The organism is Jeotgalicoccus huakuii (assembly GCF_036665975.1).
GTDB lineage: Bacteria > Bacillota > Bacilli > Staphylococcales > Salinicoccaceae > Jeotgalicoccus > Jeotgalicoccus marinus.
Genome location: NZ_JAVIYN010000012.1, coordinates 59894 through 76384, shown reverse-complemented (window position 1 = coordinate 76384; position 16491 = coordinate 59894). Strand labels below are relative to the sequence as shown.

Sequence of the window (16491 nt, the reverse complement as noted above, 5' to 3'; positions counted from 1 at the left end):
GTTGAAACTTTATTTCGTATTACTCTTATTACTATACACTGTTGATTTCAAAAATGCAAGTATTAATTTAACATTTTTTTAATCTTTTTTAACACATTCTTAATTGCGTTTTGCAATCCTCTGTGTTAGGCGCTCTTGAAACAAGCGACTTTTATATAATAACAAGTTGTATGTATTCCGTCAACACTTTTATTAAAAATCTTTAAAAGAATTTTTTAAAGTTCTTTACTTCGCTTAAAAGTTCTTAAATGTTCAAAATGAATACTTGATATATACTATCATATACAGCGATGAAAGTATAGAATAATTTTAGAGGTGACATATATGAGAAAACCCGGAAACAAAATTCTGCGTATACGCGGCTGGGCTCTAGCACTTATCTTTATTGGTATGGCTGTGATGTATATAGGTATATTCTTTAGAGAAACACCCTGGGCTATGATGATCTTCTTAGTTTTAGGTGTCATTCCGATTATGTTAAGTTTCGTTATTTACTTTTGGGTCGGCATGATTAGTACGAGAACCGTTACTGTCCAGTGCCCGAATTGTGAGCGCCATACTAAGATACTAGGTAGAGTTGATTATTGTCAGCATTGTAAAGAACCACTCACCCTTGATAAGGAACTTGAAGGTGAGGCATTTACAACTGACTATAATGTGAAACACCGCCGTGAGAAGAAAATTGAAGAAATCAGAAACAAAGAAAAAGAATCAGATCAGTAATAACAAAAGCGGGACTACTCATTAGTAGCCCCGCTTTTATTTCACCTATTATTTTGTATTGCAATCTGGGCACACACCGTAAATTTCTAAACGGTGATGACTCACTTCATAATCAGTTACTAAACCTGCTAAATGTTCAACTTCTTCCAAAGCAGGATACTGGAAGTCTGTGATCTTGCCGCACTCACTACAGATGATATGATAATGTGGAACCGAATTAAAATCGAATCGACTAGATGAATCTCCATAAGTCAGTTCTTTAACGAGACCAGTCTGTTTAAACAATTTTAAATTATTGTAAACTGTCGCGACACTCATGTTTGGAAATTCGCTAGACAGTGATTGGAATATATCATCAGCAGTAGGATGCACTTCACTCTCAACCAAATAATTGAGCACAGCTTTACGCTGTGGAGTGATTCTTACGCCAGTTTGCTTAAGCGTTTCGAGCGACTCACTGAAATGGTCATGATGATTATCGATCATCTTCATATGACTGATCCTTCCTTCTATATTTATATACTAATAATATTATTGTACTTTGAATGTGAAAAGATTGTCAAATCAATATTAGTACCCTTTGTCAAATTCCACAACGTTTACTAGTTCAATATCCTCACTAAAGCGGGCAAGATTATCTAAAAAGATATCAAACGCTCTGTATAAGTACATGTCCGTTTTAGCTGAACAATGCGGGGTGATTGTTAAATTGTCAAAGCCATATAAAGGGCTATCCTCTGGTAAAGGCTCTTCATTAAACACATCAGACAATACATGTGCGATGTATTGTTCTTTTAATATCTCTATTAAAGTCTCATCTGTCATTACCGTGCCACGGCCTATATTAATAAAAATGCCCTCATCTTTCATAGCTTTAAAGGTATCTACTTTTAACAAGCCGATTGTTTTTTCAGTAGACGGTAAAACATTGACTAGAATATCTGCTGAAACGACCGCTTCATTTAAGTCGTCAATTTTATGGGTTTTATCAAAACCATCAATGTCTCGTCCATTGGTATTATAACCATGTGTTTGTACTCCAAAAACTTGTAGGGTTTTCGCTAAGTGACTGCCTATGTTTCCTGTCCCTAATATATGAGCTTCTTTTCCGTAAAGTTCCTCAGATTTTGAGTACTTAATCCACTCATTATTTTTTTCTGCCTCTTTTAATGAAGGAAGTCGTTTATAATACTGTAGGATAAGACCAATTGCGAATTCTGTCATCGGTATTTTGTGAATACCTGAAGAATTGGTTACAATTGCCTGATCGAACAATGCTTTTGGAATCTCATCGACACCAGCACTCATCACGTGAAGCCATTTTACATTTGGAAAATTAGCTGATTCCTCAACTGTTACATCGCTACCATAAGTAATAAGCACCTCTGCACGCGCTTTTTCTTCACTAGAAAGTTCTTTCATCTTATTGAAGCTATAAGTTACAGATTCAGGTAAACGATTAATCATTTCATCTTTCAGTTTCACTGTAGAAATAATATTCATAGCTTATCCCTCTTTTAGAAAGCTTTTCAATTCATCCGCATGTTCTTTGGGTTTAACATCATCAAAACGTTTTAATATATTAGAATCTTTGTCAATCACAAAAGTAGTACGACTAATCCCATTAAATTCTTTACCAAACGCTTTTTTTAAACCATAGACTCCAAGCTCATTAGAAAGTTTAAAGTCTTCATCCACTAGTAAGTCAAAGTTTAAGTTATTTTTCTCGATAAAGTTCTTATGTTTTTGTTTAGAGTCACCGCTAATTCCATATACTGTGACACCTAGTTCGTTTAAGTCTGCCATGCTATCACGCATATCACATGCTTGTGTCGTACATCCTGGCGTGTTGTCTTTCGGATAAAAATAAAGCACAGTAGTGCCTGTTAACGTATTATTTGATACGGCTTCCCCATCTTGGTTTTCTAATTCAAATTCAGGAAATTTCTCCATTTATATTCATCCTTTACATAATGTCATTCGGTATCTCTACAATACCCTCTTATATGTTTACTTTAAACCATTCTTGTACCTTAAACAAATAGCTGAATTATGTTATTATATTGAATGAATAAATCTGATGTAAAGTAAGGATGAAAACATGTATAATCATACGAAATCACAGTCAATGCAAAAAGAAGCCGAAGCAGTAATTCTCGGTGGTGTGAACTCCCCTTCTAGATCATATAAAGCTGTTGGTGGCGGGGCACCGATTGTTATGGAAAGTGCTGAAGGTTCACATTTCTATGATATTGATGGAAATAAGTATATTGATTACCTCGCGGCCTATGGTCCAATAATTACTGGCCATGGCCACCCAAGAATTCACGAGGCAATCACTGAACAATCTAGTAAAGGTATTCTCTATGGTACCGCAACAACACTTGAAGTTGATTTTGCTAAAAAACTGCGCAAAGCTATTCCTTCTTTAGAAAGAGTGCGCTTCGTGAACTCGGGTACTGAAGCAGTTATGACGACAATAAGAGTGGCGCGTGCCTACACTGGACGAAATAAAATTATAAAATTTGAAGGTTGCTATCATGGGCATTCAGATTTAGTACTTGTTGCTGCGGGCAGTGGCCCTTCGCAACTTGGCACTCCAGATTCTGCAGGTGTACCAAAAGGTGTTGCTGAAGATGTTATTACAGTACCCTTCAATAATATAGAAGACTTTAAAACGGCTATCGAACACTTCGGTGATGAAATTGCTGGAGTCCTAGTGGAACCTATCGTAGGAAACTTCGGTATTGTTGAAGCAGAAGAAGGCTTTTTACAAGCAGTCAATGATATTGCACATGACAACGGCTCTTTAGTAATATACGATGAAGTTATTACCGCTTTTCGTTTCTCTTATGGCTCAGCAACAAATCTTGTCGGGGTGACACCTGATTTAATCGCCCTAGGGAAAATTATCGGTGGCGGTACACCAATCGGTGCATACGGTGGTCGCCTTGATATTATGGAAAAAGTTGCACCACTTGGTGCGGCCTACCAAGCTGGTACTATGGCAGGAAATCCACTTTCTATGGCAGCAGGTATTGCTTGTTTAGAAGTACTCCAGCAAGAAGGTGTTTATGAAGAGCTAGAACGCTTAGGGGCGAAGTTAGAAGATGGCCTTCTTAAACTAATCGATCAGTACCAAGTAAAAGCAAACATTAATCGTCTTGTTGGTGCCTTAACAATATACTTTACAGATGAAACAGTTAAAAATTATAAACAAGCTGAAGCAAGTGACGGTGAATTATTCGCTAAATTCTTTAGAGGTCTAATCAACCGTGGTGTCAATATTGCACCATCTAAATACGAGGCTTGGTTCTTAACGACAGAACATACAGATCAAGATATCGAAGACACTTTAGAGATTGTCGAAGCAGTGTTTAAAAATGACCTTTAGGAGTAGGAGTTGGTGCCATGCGATTTGGTGCTAGAGTATTAAAAACCGGTATAGCTGTCGTCTTAACATTCTTTTTAGCAAATTACATTGGCTTAACACCGGCTTTGATCGCCGGTATCGCCTCTGTTAACGCCTTACAACCAAACGTTTATCGGTCCTTAGAGACAACTTGGAATCAATTTAGAGGAAACTCCATCGGTGCCATTTCTGCTATCATCATGGTACTACTGTTCGGTAGTAACATTTTAATTATCGGATTGACGGTTATTCTCGTATTGGCAATGCTGTTATTCTTTAAACTCCAAAGTGTATCAACACTTGCAGTCATCACAGTAGTCGCTATTATGGATGTACCGTTCGGTGTCGAGATGGACACAGGTGATTTTCTAGTTGTTGCAGGAACCAGATTCTCTCTCGTAATGATTGGTGTTTTGGTCTCTTTACTTGTTAACCTTGTCTTTATACCACCGCGTTATGAAACTAAGATGTATCACAACTGTTTTAATATAACGAATGATATTTTTAAATGGATACGTTTAGAATTCAATGCGGTAAGTGAATCTCAAATCGTCAAAAAAGACTTGGCACAACTTCAAACTAGAGTGACAAAACTTGAAACGATGTATTCCTGGTATAAGGAAGAACGGAACATCTTTAAGAAGCAAAAATTTACACATCACCGTAGAAAAGTGCTATTTAAACACTTGATAGAATCTACCAGACAAACATATAACTTTTTGGATCGTTTAAACAGACATGAAAACGACTACTATCACTTAGATGAAGATTTAAAAAATCATATGCGGCTCGAAATGGATGAATTAATGGCCTACCATGAACAAGTATTCATGAAGTTTACAGAGAAAATTAAACCAGAAACGTCTGAAATCTACATTGAAACGACACATCAATATGATGAAAGCCTTATGACACATTTCCTGACTAATTATTCTCGCTTAACTGATGAAAATGATAAGCTTCAATATGAGAACATTTTAGAAGTTATTACTGCCCTACACGAATACTCAAGAGCTGTAGAACGTGTAGACCGCTTAACAAACAGCTTTTTCTCATATCACAATGAAGAAAATAAAATAGACATTCAAGATGAAACTTTAGATATATAAAAAAGAGACGATAAAATCCAAATGGATTTTATCGTCTTTAATATTTCCAACCATTATTTGCTTTGGCCTTACCTCTAAAGCGGCTCACATGTGGATTACCACTAACGATGAAACGGTATAAATAATCGACTGCTTCTTTTTTGTTATCAATACCTATCCTCGGTGTATCTAGAATCTCATTCGGTACTTTACCTTCATAGATTTTTATAATGTCACTGTTTATATCAATACCATTATGTGCTTTTCTAGTAATACCTAAAGCTTGAGTCAGTTTACCAGGCCCATCTGTCAAACCGTCACTACGTCCGCGCCTGTCCTTCATCGTATCGATACCTCGGGATGGTTCTATGCCTCGAATCAACACACCTTCTGGTCGATTATTTGTCGTTACAAAGTTCATACAACTATGTCCATGCATAGTATAAACATAAATATGACCATAAGGTTTAAACATCATATCATTTTTCTTCGTGATCTTACCTGAAAAAGTGTGCGATGCTCGGTCTTCTAAACCAAGGTAGGCTTCAACTTCTGTAATATAACCAGCTGTGATTTTTCCATCTATATAAGTTACGATCTCTTTTCCAAGTAAATACTTGGCGGCGGCTAAAGTATCATCTTGTAAAAAGTCTAAATTCAAAGTATTCATATAAACACCTACAAGCCCTGGATATCATAAAGGTTTCTATAGACTCCACTATGTTTCATCAGTGCGTCGTGACTACCAGACTCAACTATTTCACCATTTTCAACAACAACAATCTTATCGGCATGAGTCACTGTCGATAACCTATGTGCGACGATAAGTGTCGTTCTATTACTTGATAATTCTTCAATTGTTTCTTGGATAATACTCTCACTCTCGAGATCTAGTGCACTTGTTGCTTCATCTAGAATCAGGATTGGAGGATTTTTCAGGAATACTCGAGCGATTGCGATTCTCTGTTTCTGACCGCCAGAAAGCTTAACCCCGCGCTCACCAACTGTAGTATCATAACCTTCTTCTAGATTCATGATAAATTCATGAGCATTTGCTCTTTTCGCTGCCAAGATAACTTCTTCTTCTGTTGCACCAGGTTTAGCCAGTAGGATATTTTCTTTTATTGAATCTGAAAATAAGATATTATCCTGCATGACGATTCCTAGGTTATCCCTTAATGAACGTACGGTTACGTCTCTTACATCCTGTCCATCGACTTCAATGCTTCCTTCAGTCACATCATAGAATCTCGGAATTAACGAGACCAAGGTGGACTTACCGCCTCCACTCATGCCGACAAAAGCAACCGTTTGTCCAATCGGTATATCTAAATTGATATTATTTAAAATCGTTTGATCATTTTCTTCATATTGGAAAGAGACGTCTTTTAAGCTGATATGGCCTTTAACATCACCAATCGGCTTCGCTCCCGCTTCATCTTTTACATCGTATGGTACATCAAATAGTTGGAATACCCTATCCATAGATGCCACACTTTGTGTTAGTGCTGTTGAAGATGAAACAAGTCGACGTAGTGGCCCGTATAGTCTTTCTAAATAGGCAACAAATGCAGCGAGAATACCAACTGAAAGTTGGTCATTCAATACTAAAAATGTACCGTACCCGACAACTAATAAGGGGCCAATATCTGTAATAGTGTTAACCACCATGAAACTATAAGCTGTCCATCTTGAATGATCTAATGCTTTTGTTAAGAAATTATTGTTTGTCTTATCGAAACGCTTTTCTTCATGATTTTCAATAGCAAAGCTTTTTACAACATTAATTCCTTGCACTCTTTCGTGTAGGAAACCTTGTACTTCTGCTAAGGCTTGCGAACGATTTCTTGTTTTTGCTCTTAAGCGTCCAAAGAAGAACCAAACACCAAAAATATAGAATGGGAAGATTGCAATTGAAGCAAAGGTTAATTCAATATTTAAGTTAAACATAATAATTAAGGCAATAATAATTGTCACTAAATCTAGCCAGACATTCATTAAGCCTGTCATTATAAAGTCCTTGGTCTGTTCAACGTCATTGATAACCCTTGAAATGACTTCTCCCACTTTATTATTGGCATAAAATTTTGCACTTAGCATCTGGAGGTGCCCATATAGTTTCTTTCTGATATCATATAAAATCTTATTACTCGTGCGCTGTGCCAAGTATTGTCTGAAAAATTCTACAGGTGGCCTTAACACTATAAATATCACTGCGAATACTAAGAGAACTTGGATGAGCATCGTCATACGCTCATCATAAGCAAGTCCTTCAGCGAGTATAATGTCATCAATTGCATACGCTACAAATAACGGAATCAGTAAAGGAATTCCGAACTTAAGAATACCTATAACAATCGTCAATGCAATGATGCCATAGTAAGGCTGAACGAACTTCATATACCTTCTAATCATTAAAGCGCCTCCCATAAGATAGTAAAACCAATCAGTGTTTTCACCGATTGGTTAATGTTCATTATTAAAACGATGGTGCCAAACCTTTATAAAATCTGGAGCAAAAGGTCCTTTTTTTCTTTCAATCCACTGTTGCAGTTCGTCGACGTTAAATTTTAAAATGCGGTCAATATCATCAGAGTAGTTCATTCTACTTCTGTGGACTTTGTACTCATCTTCATCTAAAAGATGATATTTACCATCTGGGTAGACCTTGATATCTAAATCATAATCGATGTACTTAATTGCTTCATCATCGGCAACATATGGAGAAGAGAGATTACAGTAATAATACACACCGTCTTCTCTAAACATACAGATGACATTGAACCAATAGTCTTTATGAAAGTAAACAATTGCAGGTTCCCTTGTCACCCACTTTCGCCCATCACTTTCAGTGACGAGCGTCCTGTTATTTCCTCCGATAACGACGTGATCTGTGCCTTTTAAAATCGTCGTTTCGCTCCAAACGCGGTGGATGCTCCCATCATGCTTATAGCTTTGAATCCTCATTTTTGTTCCCTCTAAAGGAATGGATTCCTTCACCATAATAACCCCACCACCTTTATTATTTACGTAAATAGTATAGCATAGCAAAATACTTATTAAAAATTTATAGACTAAGACTTATGAATCTATAAATTTCATCATCTTTTGCATCGCTACACTCATCGGTAAGTTTTTCACCTCATCTAATGACACAAAATCTGGATGACAATCTGTCGTTCTGATGATATAGCCATCCATATACCAAACTTTATGTGTGAAGACATGTTTATGTTCACCGATGGGTCCTTTTGGCTGACTGAGCTGGATTTGGTATTGTTCTTCTAAAGACTCTATAGAGGTATCCACATCAAAACGTGGTAGCTCATACATGCCTTTTAATAAATCTTCTTCTTGTTTAAAGAGTAAGATTTCATTATTATCGTTCAGAATGTAGTACACATTGTAATAGTATTCTTTCTTAGCTTTTGCTTTCTTCTTCACAGGATAAGCCATTACCTCACCTTTTTTATAAGCTTCACAATGTGCCTGCACTGGACATACAACACACTTAGGTGTGCGAGGGGTGCAAATCGTCGCTCCAAGTTCCATCAATGCTTGATTAAAGTCTCCCGCCTCAAGTGGCATATCACTTTCTATGTCTCTTTTAATATCTTTTTGAACGCTAACTTTTGTAGTGTCTCGGTTGTCACGATTTAATCTTGTCATCACTCTCAGCACATTGCCATCGACTGCAGCAAGTTGATTATTAAAAGCTATACTTTGTACTGCACCACCGATATATGGACCCACTCCTTTTAAGCTAAAAAATTCTTCGGGTCGATTTGGAATTTTAGAGTCATATTGACTTTGTACTTCTTTTACTGCATGGTGAAAATTTCGAATTCTATTGTAGTACCCCAGGCCTTCCCAATCTTTTAATAAGTCTTGTTCGTCAGCATTTGCAAGGTCATCCAGAGTCTCATATTTTGTTATAAATTTATTAAAATAGGGTATAACAGTAATGACTTGAGTTTGTTGTAACATAACCTCACTCAGCCAAATTTTATAGGGATCGCTTGTCTGACGCCAAGGTAACTCCCTTTTATTTGCATGATACCAATCGAGTAATGTATCATTAAAAACTGATCTTTTTAACATGTAAACATCCTTAATAAATTATTAAAATGCAGAAATTGAATGGAAGTGGAATGATGGATACTTTAACACATACCCTGATGGGTGGTACGATAGTTGGTCTTGCACATATAGACCCAAATATCGATCCCGTTTCAGCAGGGTTTATTACGACTGTCGTCGGTGCTTCGTTAATTCCAGATATCGATACTGTTATGAAGCTTAAAAATAATGCCATTTATATTAGACACCATCGTGGTATTACTCATTCTCTACCTTTTACAGTACTGATTTGGCCGTTATTACTGGCAATCTTAAGTAGTACCTTATTCGGTCTGCCTTTTATAAATATGTACTTTTGGTCACTTTTTGGCGTCTTCCTTCATGTCTTTTCAGACATTTTTAATGCCTATGGTACACAGGCACTTAGGCCATTTAACCACACATGGATTCAGCTCGGCTACATCAATACTATAGATATACCGATTATCATAATGCATGTCTTGTATTTCATCCTATGGTTCGTCGGTTTTAATCCGGTCATGCTATTTATTATTTTATATGGTGTATTAGTATTGTACTACATCGCCCGTTTTACCTATCAAAAATATTTAATCCGAAAAATTATAAAACAAATTCCTGATAGAGATGTCAGTAGAGTATTCTGTATGCCAACCATACGTTTTAATGAATGGAGAGTGGTAGTAATTTCATCCGATTACTACTATGTTGGCAGGACTTTTAAAGGTCAAATTGTATTTTACGATCGCTTTGAAAAAGTGAAACCACTTGAAGGTGAATTATTTGAAGCCGTTAAAGATGATGAAAACTTTAAATCCTTTACTTTCTTCTCCTCTATTTATAGACATGAGGTTAAAGATATCGACGATAATACAATCGAAGTGCGTTATATAGACCTTAGATATTTAAAAGATGGTCATTATCCATTTGTATGTATCATGCTATTAGATAAAGATGACTTTGATGTACAATCCTCTTATACGGGTTGGGTCTTTACTGAAAGTAAACTCCAACAAAAATTATCTTAACATAAAGCCAGCATGCCTATTTTTCAGGCATGCTGGTTTTATCATTATATAATTGTATTTTCATTTTTCCGTAGGACTCAAACACCCACAAGTATAGTAACGCGACTTGAGTAAAGTACAATACATCGTATGGCAAACGATTAATTGACCATGCTTGATGTACCGTATTATTTTGCAATCCATTAATTACATAGTAAAAGGGATTTAAACTCAATATATTTTCGAGAACCCCTGGAAGTTGTTCTGGTAAGTAAAACACAGGTACAACGAGTAACACAATTAGGAACAAGATTGGATTAATCTTGGTCGTATTAATGTGCATTGATACACCTAAGAACAGCATGGTGAATGGTATCGTCAAAATTACACCTAGTAAGATGTAATATATTAATGAAAAAATATTTAATAGCCAATCATCAATAAAGAGTGCAGTTATCGCACTATACATCGTTAAAAATATAATAAAGATTATAGTTTGATACACCATGACAGGTAATATTCTTAAATATAATGGAATGTAGTTCACCTTTAGTATTGAACCTTTAACGTAAGCATCATTTTTATTTAATATTACCATACTAAAGACCCATACTGTAGACATGAAACCAGTCATCCCATACAAGAGCCGAATCATAGTTTGGGATTCTAGGAACATAAACCCAACAATCATACCGACAAGTCCGACTAAGTAAATAATTAATGGTGTAAGATTTAACAAGGTAAACCTATCCGCCTGTCGGAACACTCTTCTTAGCAAATATTTGAATCTGTAATCCATCTCAGGCACCTACCTTATTATATAGTTCCATTTATTAGTCGCACTATCGTAAATCATAAAGCCACCATCAACTCTAAAAATTGTGACTTCCGAAGATAAATTCATATCTTCTACAATTGGATTATTTTCAACCCCATCAAATTCCATAGAAAATACTGTTTGCCCTTGGAAGTGATAAATAATAGGTATTCCTGCAATCTTACCTGAATTCTCATCCAGACTGTCAAAAGTAATATTTTGTTCTAAGAATTCCCTATCTCCATTTAAGTAATTAGAATAGAATAGGTAGTTATCTTGGATAACCGGTGCAGTGTACTGAAGTAACTCCATAAAATCAGCTTCAGTATAGAGACTCGCTGGATTAAAATAAACTACCTCATCACGATTCACAGTCTCTTCTGTACCATTATGATTTATTGTATAGGTCTCTTCAGTCGAATCTGTGACTTCTAAGAGTGTAAATGGTGGTAAAGTTTCACCATTTATATTTAGTCCTTCATTATCAACAAAGGCATATGCGAGTCGATCTGTCGTTTCGCCTTCTGTAAAATTCTCATTCTCTTCTGTAAATGTTGGTGTTTCTGATACGAAAGTAATATTCATGAAAATTACCAATGCAGCAACAATCATAACGAAGGTAATCACTAGGCTGACAATAATCTTTTGAATATTGACATTATCTAGAACAGATGCCTGTTGTTTACCTAAGCGTTTAAAGTTCTCATTATATTTTTCATCTTCATAGACTCGTCTTTTCCAGTCTAAGTCAAAGAGGGCTTCTTGCTCTATATTTTTTACCTTACTTTTTTCTTTTAAGTATTTGTTATAGGCTTCCTTTCCACCCTCTACACTGCCCTCATACCGTATTTGTCCATAGCTTACCCAAGTGAAATAATTCGCCATTTTTTCAATTGGTTCTATGGCAGTTTCTAAAAGCAGGATGCCGCGTTTACTGTTCTCGTGCATATTAACGACACTTCTGAATTTGTCCAAATCTTCAAGATCTTTATGAAAGTTGTTGTAAATAATCACATCAGCCTCAATAAGTGCTGACAACTCTAGTAGGACGTGAGATAACTGTTTACGTGTCAATTCATTGACTTTCTTATCTAAATTATTTCGGATAATCGCTTTAGCTTGTAACTGTTCTAGTGTTTTAGTAAAAGCCTTACCGCTCATATATTCTTCAAGCAGTTCTTCAATGAAAAATGATAATTTAAACGGATTCGTTAGATGATCATCTACATCTAAACTTAAGATACTACCATTACGAGTTATTTTACCTTCTTTAAGGTCCAGGGTGCCACTTAGCGTTTCTTTAATATAGAACAGAGTATCTGGACTACTCAGAAGTCCAAGGACCTCTCCCTCATAGAGATGAATATTTACGTCCTTTAAATAAATATCTCCTGCATTGCCAAGCATGCGAGTTTTAAAGTCTGAAGCTTCTTTGCTATAGGTTAAATCGATCCCTTTTAATAGTACTTTATTTTTCATTAGCCAACCTTTTTAGGCAATTGTAGCATGCTAACTGGAATACCAGTTTCCTTTTCATCACCATTGACAAAAAAGCCCCAAGCGAAAATGCCCTTGACATACTCGACTTTAAAATAGTGATCTTCTTGGCTAATCACCTTATATATTTTTCCTTTTTCAATAAGAGATAAATCGATTAAATAGCACTCTGCAATGATTACCTGACGCTCTAGTACACGGTACTCATTTTCAACACCCATCATTTCAGCACGTCTCATTTTTTCGCGCTTAGTTTGTATATAATGGTTTAGTTCCTTTCTTGTCATTTGACCGAGAGATTCATTCATCATCTATTCCGCCTAACTTTTCACTGATTTTATCATAAGGGTAACCTTTACTCATCATTGCTGCAATCATTTTCTGTTTTAGCTTGTAGCCACTTTCTTTTCTTTGATACTTATTATAATATTTTTCAAAGTCTTTCTCAAAATAATGTTTCTCATCAAAATCATCATCAAATATAATCATTTCCATATGATGCTTTTGATATCCTCTTTGGATTAATTTTTCCTGCAGCTTTTGTTTAAACTGCATGTATGAGCCACGGTGGGACTTGAGGAATTTATCCTTTAATTTATTCATTCGCTCAGTATCGATTAAATCATCAAAATAAGCTTTCTCTCGCATGATAATATCTTCTTCGATACCTTGCTTTTTCAATTCACGAACGAGGTGTCCTGGGCCCTTATCTGTTGTGTTTAGCAAGGTATTCCTTAGTGCCACTGCATATTGATCATCATTTAAGTATCCTTCATTAGTCAATCGATTAATAGTCTCTTTAACGATATCGTCATCATAATCCTCAATTAAATAGTAATACATCTCTTGGATTGACCTTAACTTGTAACTGATATATTTTAGTCCCTTTGTATAGGCCTGATCGAATTGAATACTTGTTGTCAGTGCTTCAAACTCATCTTCTTCTATCACTTTGCCTGGTATGAGCATATACCTTACAAGTGATTCTTCATGTACTTTTAAAGTGCGTCCGTCATCAAAATACACCTGGTACATTTCTTTTTTCTGTTTTACTATGCGTTTAATTTCCACCTAAATCACTCCAATAAATCAGAAGCGAAAAAACTGCTTAATGACTTACTTTGTTCTTTTCTTTGAAGTCGACGTTCCGACCGCTCTCTACCGGTGTCTTTCAGCCACTGCAAACGGTCATTATCCGCTTCGATTTTAGGTACTTCCACCTTGTTATTGTCATCATCAAGTGCGACGAAAGTTAAGAAAGAAAATGCTGCAAGCTCCTTACCAGATTCACGTGTTAAATCTTCTTTTGAAATCTTGACCATGACTTCCATAGAACTACGTCCTGTTGAAGTTACCATAGCTTCTAAAATAACAATTTCGCCGACATTGATTGGCTTTAAAAAATCCATTGAATCTATCGAGGCTGTGACGACACTCTCCCTACAATGTCGTCTTGCGCTGATAGCTGCAATATCATCAACATATTGTAACAACCTACCACCGAACAAAGTACCATGTGAATTTGAATCTGGTGGTAGGACATTAGCAGTTTTTACTGCATAGGATTCCGACATTAGTTTTTTCATATTTTTCCCCTTTCATTTAACGACAAAAATAGAGGAGATTCGCATCTCCTCTAACTTTAAAAGCTTATATTTTACGTTCCAGCGCTTCTTCCGGCGTATCCACAACAATTGCATCTTTACTGTGGAATGCCTGTGCTAGGAAATAATATAGCACTGCTGCAAAACCGAGAATAGCAAACATGAATGATAATACTATTAAGAGCATGAGCCAACTGCTCATAGTACCCCTCCTCTAATAAAATATTACATAAGTTAATTACTTAAATTGTATCATATATTAAAACACAATGGTGCTTAAAATTTATTAAAAGGCCCAGTTTCCTTGACTAAATACTGGCGTCTCATTTCCTTCATTATCTACACCATAGATATTTAAGTCTTTAGAACCGATCATGAAGTCAACATGGGTGATAGAGTCATTGAGTCCGACCGCATCCAGCTCATCACGAGACATCTCCTTACCGCCTTGAACAGAGAAAGCATAAGCACTACCTAGAGCGATGTGACATGATGCATTTTCATCGAATAAGGTATTAAAGAATAGAATACCTTTATTTGAAATAGGAGAATCATCAGGTACAAGTGCAACTTCACCTAATCTTCTCGCACCTTCGTCAGTGTCCATAATATTCTTCAGGATTTCGTAACCTTTTTTAGCCTCATACTCGATAACTTCACCATTTTTAAATGTTAATTTGAAATCATCAATGATATTTCCACCGTGACTCAGTGGTAGAGTGTTTGATACATAACCATCTACTCTGTTCTTATCTGGTGCGGTAAAGACTTCTTCAGTGGGCATGTTCGCCATAAAAGAATCTCCATTTGAATCAGTACTTGATGCACCAGCCCAGAGGTGATTTTGTGGTAAACCAATAGTTAAATCTGTACCAGGCGCTTCATAACGTAAGGCTGTAAATTGCTTATCGTTTAGATAATCAACCTTTTCGTGGAGTGTCTTATCGTGGTCGGTCCAAGCTTGGACTGGATTATCTACGTCTGCACGAACAGTATATAGAATCAATTCTAACAGTTGATTCACTGCTTCATCGTCATTTAAGTCTGGGTAAACCAATCTCGCCCACTCAACTGAAGGATAGCCTGCAACACACCAAGAATGGAAATCACTTTGTGTACGTGCAGAGAATTCTTTGAATGCCTTACCTTGTGCAACTTGCATAGCCATTAATTTTTCTGGTTCGATATCTTTTAATAGCTCTGGTGAGCTGGAAATAATGCTTAAAAACCCGGCTTTCTCATCGCTATAGTACATTCGTTCAGCGACATCAAAATCATGTACGGTCGCTAAACTTTCTTTGTCTTTATAAGTCGCACTTAATCTTGAGAGTGTATCATCACCTAAGGAGACTCGAACGTCCTCGGATCCACGTTCATAGGCAATTTTAGTTACTAAACGCACTAGTGGTAAAGCGTCCGAAGTTGCTCTAATAAATAGTTTCTTACCTTCAGTTACGTTAATACCAACATCTACTAAAAGCTCTGCATACTTATATAACTTATCTTCTAAATTCGTCATGATTTCCCCTACTTTCTCATTTTAGATAATTCTTCGATTACAGCAGATTGCTCAGCTGCTGAAATTTGCTTACGCGACTTTAACATGTTTTTAATGTCATTGAGCTCAGTCAACTTATCATCACTGTAATCCTCAGCTTTGAATATGCCTTTATTCACCACATTTAAGTGTTCTACTATATCGCTTAAAATTTCTTCTTTATTCATGTTAATCCCCTTTCCTTACATACCTACTATATTATCAAACATTAAATTAAATATATATTATCTTAACAAGGTAATAAAGTTTTCTTTTATATGAGTTTCTCTTAATTTCTTAGCTTAAAACGTTTATACTTAGCTTAGATAGGATATAAAGACTACAAAGAAACTATAAGGAGAATCAATTATGAAAAACAAATTAGTACCAGCAATAGTAATTGGAGCCGCTGTCGGCGGAGTAATTGCACTTTTAGATAAAGGCACTCGCGAATCACTTGCGTCAAACACAAAATCTATTAAACATTATGCACAAAACCCAGATGATCTTAAGTCTCGTTTTAATAGTCCTTCAACAGGCGAACCATCTAAAATTGATATGATTAAAGATGAAGTTCTATTCTGGAAAGATACAATTGAAGAAATTCGCCGTAACAATCCTGAGTTAGAAAAAGCAATTATAGATGCTAAAGATACGTTCCAATCAAACCGTGAGAAAAAACTTAATTAATATTACTTGGGACTATGT

Annotated in this window: 20 protein-coding genes; 5 read left to right on the top strand and 15 right to left on the bottom strand. The window is 36.0% G+C overall.

What is annotated here, in order from left to right:
• Window positions 1–324: 324 nt before the first annotated feature.
• Window positions 325–723, top strand: a complete 399-nt coding sequence (locus tag V6E76_RS07690; RefSeq protein ID WP_247351848.1) for a DUF2614 family zinc ribbon-containing protein — start codon at window positions 325–327, stop codon at window positions 721–723.
• A gap of 48 nt (window positions 724–771) precedes the next feature.
• On the opposite strand, the gene perR is transcribed toward V6E76_RS07690, so the two are convergent.
• From perR to bcp, 3 genes are all read right to left on the bottom strand, one after another.
• A complete protein-coding gene (gene perR, locus V6E76_RS07685; protein WP_499797756.1) occupies window positions 772–1209 on the bottom strand; it encodes a peroxide-responsive transcriptional repressor PerR in 438 nt (145 codons plus the stop codon).
• Window positions 1210–1293: 84 nt separating this feature from the next.
• Entirely contained in the window at window positions 1294–2226 is a 933-nt protein-coding gene (locus tag V6E76_RS07680; RefSeq protein WP_247351844.1) for a D-2-hydroxyacid dehydrogenase, read from the bottom strand.
• Between the two features lie 3 nt (window positions 2227–2229).
• Window positions 2230–2676 carry a thioredoxin-dependent thiol peroxidase gene (bcp, locus tag V6E76_RS07675; protein ID WP_247351841.1) on the bottom strand — a complete coding sequence of 149 codons (447 nt, stop codon included), beginning with the start codon at window positions 2674–2676 and terminating at the stop codon, window positions 2230–2232.
• Between the two features lie 148 nt (window positions 2677–2824).
• Between bcp and V6E76_RS07670 the strand changes: the two genes are divergently transcribed.
• Window positions 2825–4117 (top strand): glutamate-1-semialdehyde 2,1-aminomutase, encoded by a 1293-nt coding sequence (locus tag V6E76_RS07670; protein WP_247351839.1) that lies wholly within the window; start codon window positions 2825–2827, stop codon window positions 4115–4117.
• A gap of 17 nt (window positions 4118–4134) precedes the next feature.
• Complete coding sequence (locus V6E76_RS07665) at window positions 4135–5244, top strand: aromatic acid exporter family protein (protein ID WP_247351837.1); 1110 nt, start codon at window positions 4135–4137, stop codon at window positions 5242–5244.
• Between the two features lie 37 nt (window positions 5245–5281).
• On the opposite strand, the gene V6E76_RS07660 is transcribed toward V6E76_RS07665, so the two are convergent.
• The 4 genes from V6E76_RS07660 to mutY all read right to left on the bottom strand — a co-directional run bounded on the left by V6E76_RS07660 (window position 5282) and on the right by mutY (window position 9324).
• Window positions 5282–5893 (bottom strand): DNA-3-methyladenine glycosylase, encoded by a 612-nt coding sequence (locus tag V6E76_RS07660; protein ID WP_247351834.1) that lies wholly within the window; start codon window positions 5891–5893, stop codon window positions 5282–5284.
• 8 nt (window positions 5894–5901) lie between these two features.
• Entirely contained in the window at window positions 5902–7638 is a 1737-nt protein-coding gene (locus tag V6E76_RS07655; RefSeq protein ID WP_247351832.1) for an ABC transporter ATP-binding protein, read from the bottom strand.
• Window positions 7639–7689: 51 nt separating this feature from the next.
• On the bottom strand, window positions 7690–8226 hold the full coding sequence (gene ntdP, locus V6E76_RS07650; protein ID WP_026867206.1) for a nucleoside tri-diphosphate phosphatase: 537 nt from the start codon (window positions 8224–8226) through the stop codon (window positions 7690–7692).
• Between the two features lie 78 nt (window positions 8227–8304).
• Window positions 8305–9324 (bottom strand): A/G-specific adenine glycosylase, encoded by a 1020-nt coding sequence (mutY, locus tag V6E76_RS07645; protein WP_247351829.1) that lies wholly within the window; start codon window positions 9322–9324, stop codon window positions 8305–8307.
• A gap of 26 nt (window positions 9325–9350) precedes the next feature.
• Between mutY and V6E76_RS07640 the strand changes: the two genes are divergently transcribed.
• On the top strand, window positions 9351–10349 hold the full coding sequence (locus V6E76_RS07640; protein ID WP_247351827.1) for a metal-dependent hydrolase: 999 nt from the start codon (window positions 9351–9353) through the stop codon (window positions 10347–10349).
• 16 nt (window positions 10350–10365) lie between these two features.
• Here V6E76_RS07640 and V6E76_RS07635 read toward each other — a convergent pair whose 3' ends face one another.
• From V6E76_RS07635 to V6E76_RS07600, 8 genes are all read right to left on the bottom strand, one after another.
• On the bottom strand, window positions 10366–11127 hold the full coding sequence (locus V6E76_RS07635; RefSeq protein ID WP_247351825.1) for an ABC transporter permease: 762 nt from the start codon (window positions 11125–11127) through the stop codon (window positions 10366–10368).
• Between the two features lie 9 nt (window positions 11128–11136).
• Window positions 11137–12624 (bottom strand): hypothetical protein, encoded by a 1488-nt coding sequence (locus tag V6E76_RS07630; protein WP_247351823.1) that lies wholly within the window; start codon window positions 12622–12624, stop codon window positions 11137–11139.
• Complete coding sequence (locus V6E76_RS07625) at window positions 12624–12953, bottom strand: YfhH family protein (RefSeq protein ID WP_026867211.1); 330 nt, start codon at window positions 12951–12953, stop codon at window positions 12624–12626. The genes V6E76_RS07630 and V6E76_RS07625 overlap by 1 nt, the downstream gene beginning before the upstream one ends.
• Window positions 12943–13713 (bottom strand): regulatory protein RecX, encoded by a 771-nt coding sequence (locus tag V6E76_RS07620; RefSeq protein ID WP_247351820.1) that lies wholly within the window; start codon window positions 13711–13713, stop codon window positions 12943–12945. Before V6E76_RS07620 ends, V6E76_RS07625 begins: the two co-directional genes overlap by 11 nt.
• A gap of 5 nt (window positions 13714–13718) precedes the next feature.
• On the bottom strand, window positions 13719–14228 hold the full coding sequence (locus V6E76_RS07615; protein ID WP_035856873.1) for an acyl-CoA thioesterase: 510 nt from the start codon (window positions 14226–14228) through the stop codon (window positions 13719–13721).
• Between the two features lie 64 nt (window positions 14229–14292).
• Entirely contained in the window at window positions 14293–14448 is a 156-nt protein-coding gene (locus V6E76_RS07610) for a hypothetical protein (RefSeq protein WP_166627055.1), read from the bottom strand.
• An 84-nt stretch (window positions 14449–14532) separates the two neighbouring features.
• A complete protein-coding gene (locus V6E76_RS07605) occupies window positions 14533–15765 on the bottom strand; it encodes an aminopeptidase (RefSeq protein WP_247351818.1) in 1233 nt (410 codons plus the stop codon).
• Window positions 15766–15773: 8 nt separating this feature from the next.
• Complete coding sequence (locus V6E76_RS07600; RefSeq protein ID WP_247351815.1) at window positions 15774–15971, bottom strand: DUF1128 family protein; 198 nt, start codon at window positions 15969–15971, stop codon at window positions 15774–15776.
• Between the two features lie 181 nt (window positions 15972–16152).
• Here V6E76_RS07600 and V6E76_RS07595 point away from each other — a divergent pair, with 181 nt between their 5' ends.
• Complete coding sequence (locus V6E76_RS07595; RefSeq protein WP_026867216.1) at window positions 16153–16473, top strand: YtxH domain-containing protein; 321 nt, start codon at window positions 16153–16155, stop codon at window positions 16471–16473.
• Window positions 16474–16491 lie beyond the last annotated feature (18 nt).

Excerpts from the sequence above, each read along its gene's own strand:
- V6E76_RS07600 (WP_247351815.1), bottom strand. The coding sequence starts at position 15,971 with ATGAATAAAGAAGAAATTTTAAGCGATATAGTAGAACACTTAAATGTG.
- V6E76_RS07610 (WP_166627055.1), bottom strand. The coding sequence starts at position 14,448 with ATGAGCAGTTGGCTCATGCTCTTAATAGTATTATCATTCATGTTTGCT.
- V6E76_RS07630 (WP_247351823.1), bottom strand. The coding sequence starts at position 12,624 with ATGAAAAATAAAGTACTATTAAAAGGGATCGATTTAACCTATAGCAAA.
- V6E76_RS07690 (WP_247351848.1), top strand. The coding sequence starts at position 325 with ATGAGAAAACCCGGAAACAAAATTCTGCGTATACGCGGCTGGGCTCTA.
- V6E76_RS07660 (WP_247351834.1), bottom strand. The coding sequence starts at position 5,893 with ATGAATACTTTGAATTTAGACTTTTTACAAGATGATACTTTAGCCGCC.
- V6E76_RS07595 (WP_026867216.1), top strand. The coding sequence starts at position 16,153 with ATGAAAAACAAATTAGTACCAGCAATAGTAATTGGAGCCGCTGTCGGC.
- V6E76_RS07680 (WP_247351844.1), bottom strand. The coding sequence starts at position 2,226 with ATGAATATTATTTCTACAGTGAAACTGAAAGATGAAATGATTAATCGT.
- bcp (WP_247351841.1), bottom strand. The coding sequence starts at position 2,676 with ATGGAGAAATTTCCTGAATTTGAATTAGAAAACCAAGATGGGGAAGCC.
- V6E76_RS07635 (WP_247351825.1), bottom strand. The coding sequence starts at position 11,127 with ATGGATTACAGATTCAAATATTTGCTAAGAAGAGTGTTCCGACAGGCG.
- mutY (WP_247351829.1), bottom strand. The coding sequence starts at position 9,324 with ATGTTAAAAAGATCAGTTTTTAATGATACATTACTCGATTGGTATCAT.
- V6E76_RS07670 (WP_247351839.1), top strand. The coding sequence starts at position 2,825 with ATGTATAATCATACGAAATCACAGTCAATGCAAAAAGAAGCCGAAGCA.
- V6E76_RS07665 (WP_247351837.1), top strand. The coding sequence starts at position 4,135 with ATGCGATTTGGTGCTAGAGTATTAAAAACCGGTATAGCTGTCGTCTTA.
- perR (WP_499797756.1), bottom strand. The coding sequence starts at position 1,209 with ATGATCGATAATCATCATGACCATTTCAGTGAGTCGCTCGAAACGCTT.
- ntdP (WP_026867206.1), bottom strand. The coding sequence starts at position 8,226 with ATGGTGAAGGAATCCATTCCTTTAGAGGGAACAAAAATGAGGATTCAA.
- V6E76_RS07615 (WP_035856873.1), bottom strand. The coding sequence starts at position 14,228 with ATGAAAAAACTAATGTCGGAATCCTATGCAGTAAAAACTGCTAATGTC.
- V6E76_RS07640 (WP_247351827.1), top strand. The coding sequence starts at position 9,351 with ATGCAGAAATTGAATGGAAGTGGAATGATGGATACTTTAACACATACC.
- V6E76_RS07655 (WP_247351832.1), bottom strand. The coding sequence starts at position 7,638 with ATGATTAGAAGGTATATGAAGTTCGTTCAGCCTTACTATGGCATCATT.
- V6E76_RS07625 (WP_026867211.1), bottom strand. The coding sequence starts at position 12,953 with ATGATGAATGAATCTCTCGGTCAAATGACAAGAAAGGAACTAAACCAT.
- V6E76_RS07605 (WP_247351818.1), bottom strand. The coding sequence starts at position 15,765 with ATGACGAATTTAGAAGATAAGTTATATAAGTATGCAGAGCTTTTAGTA.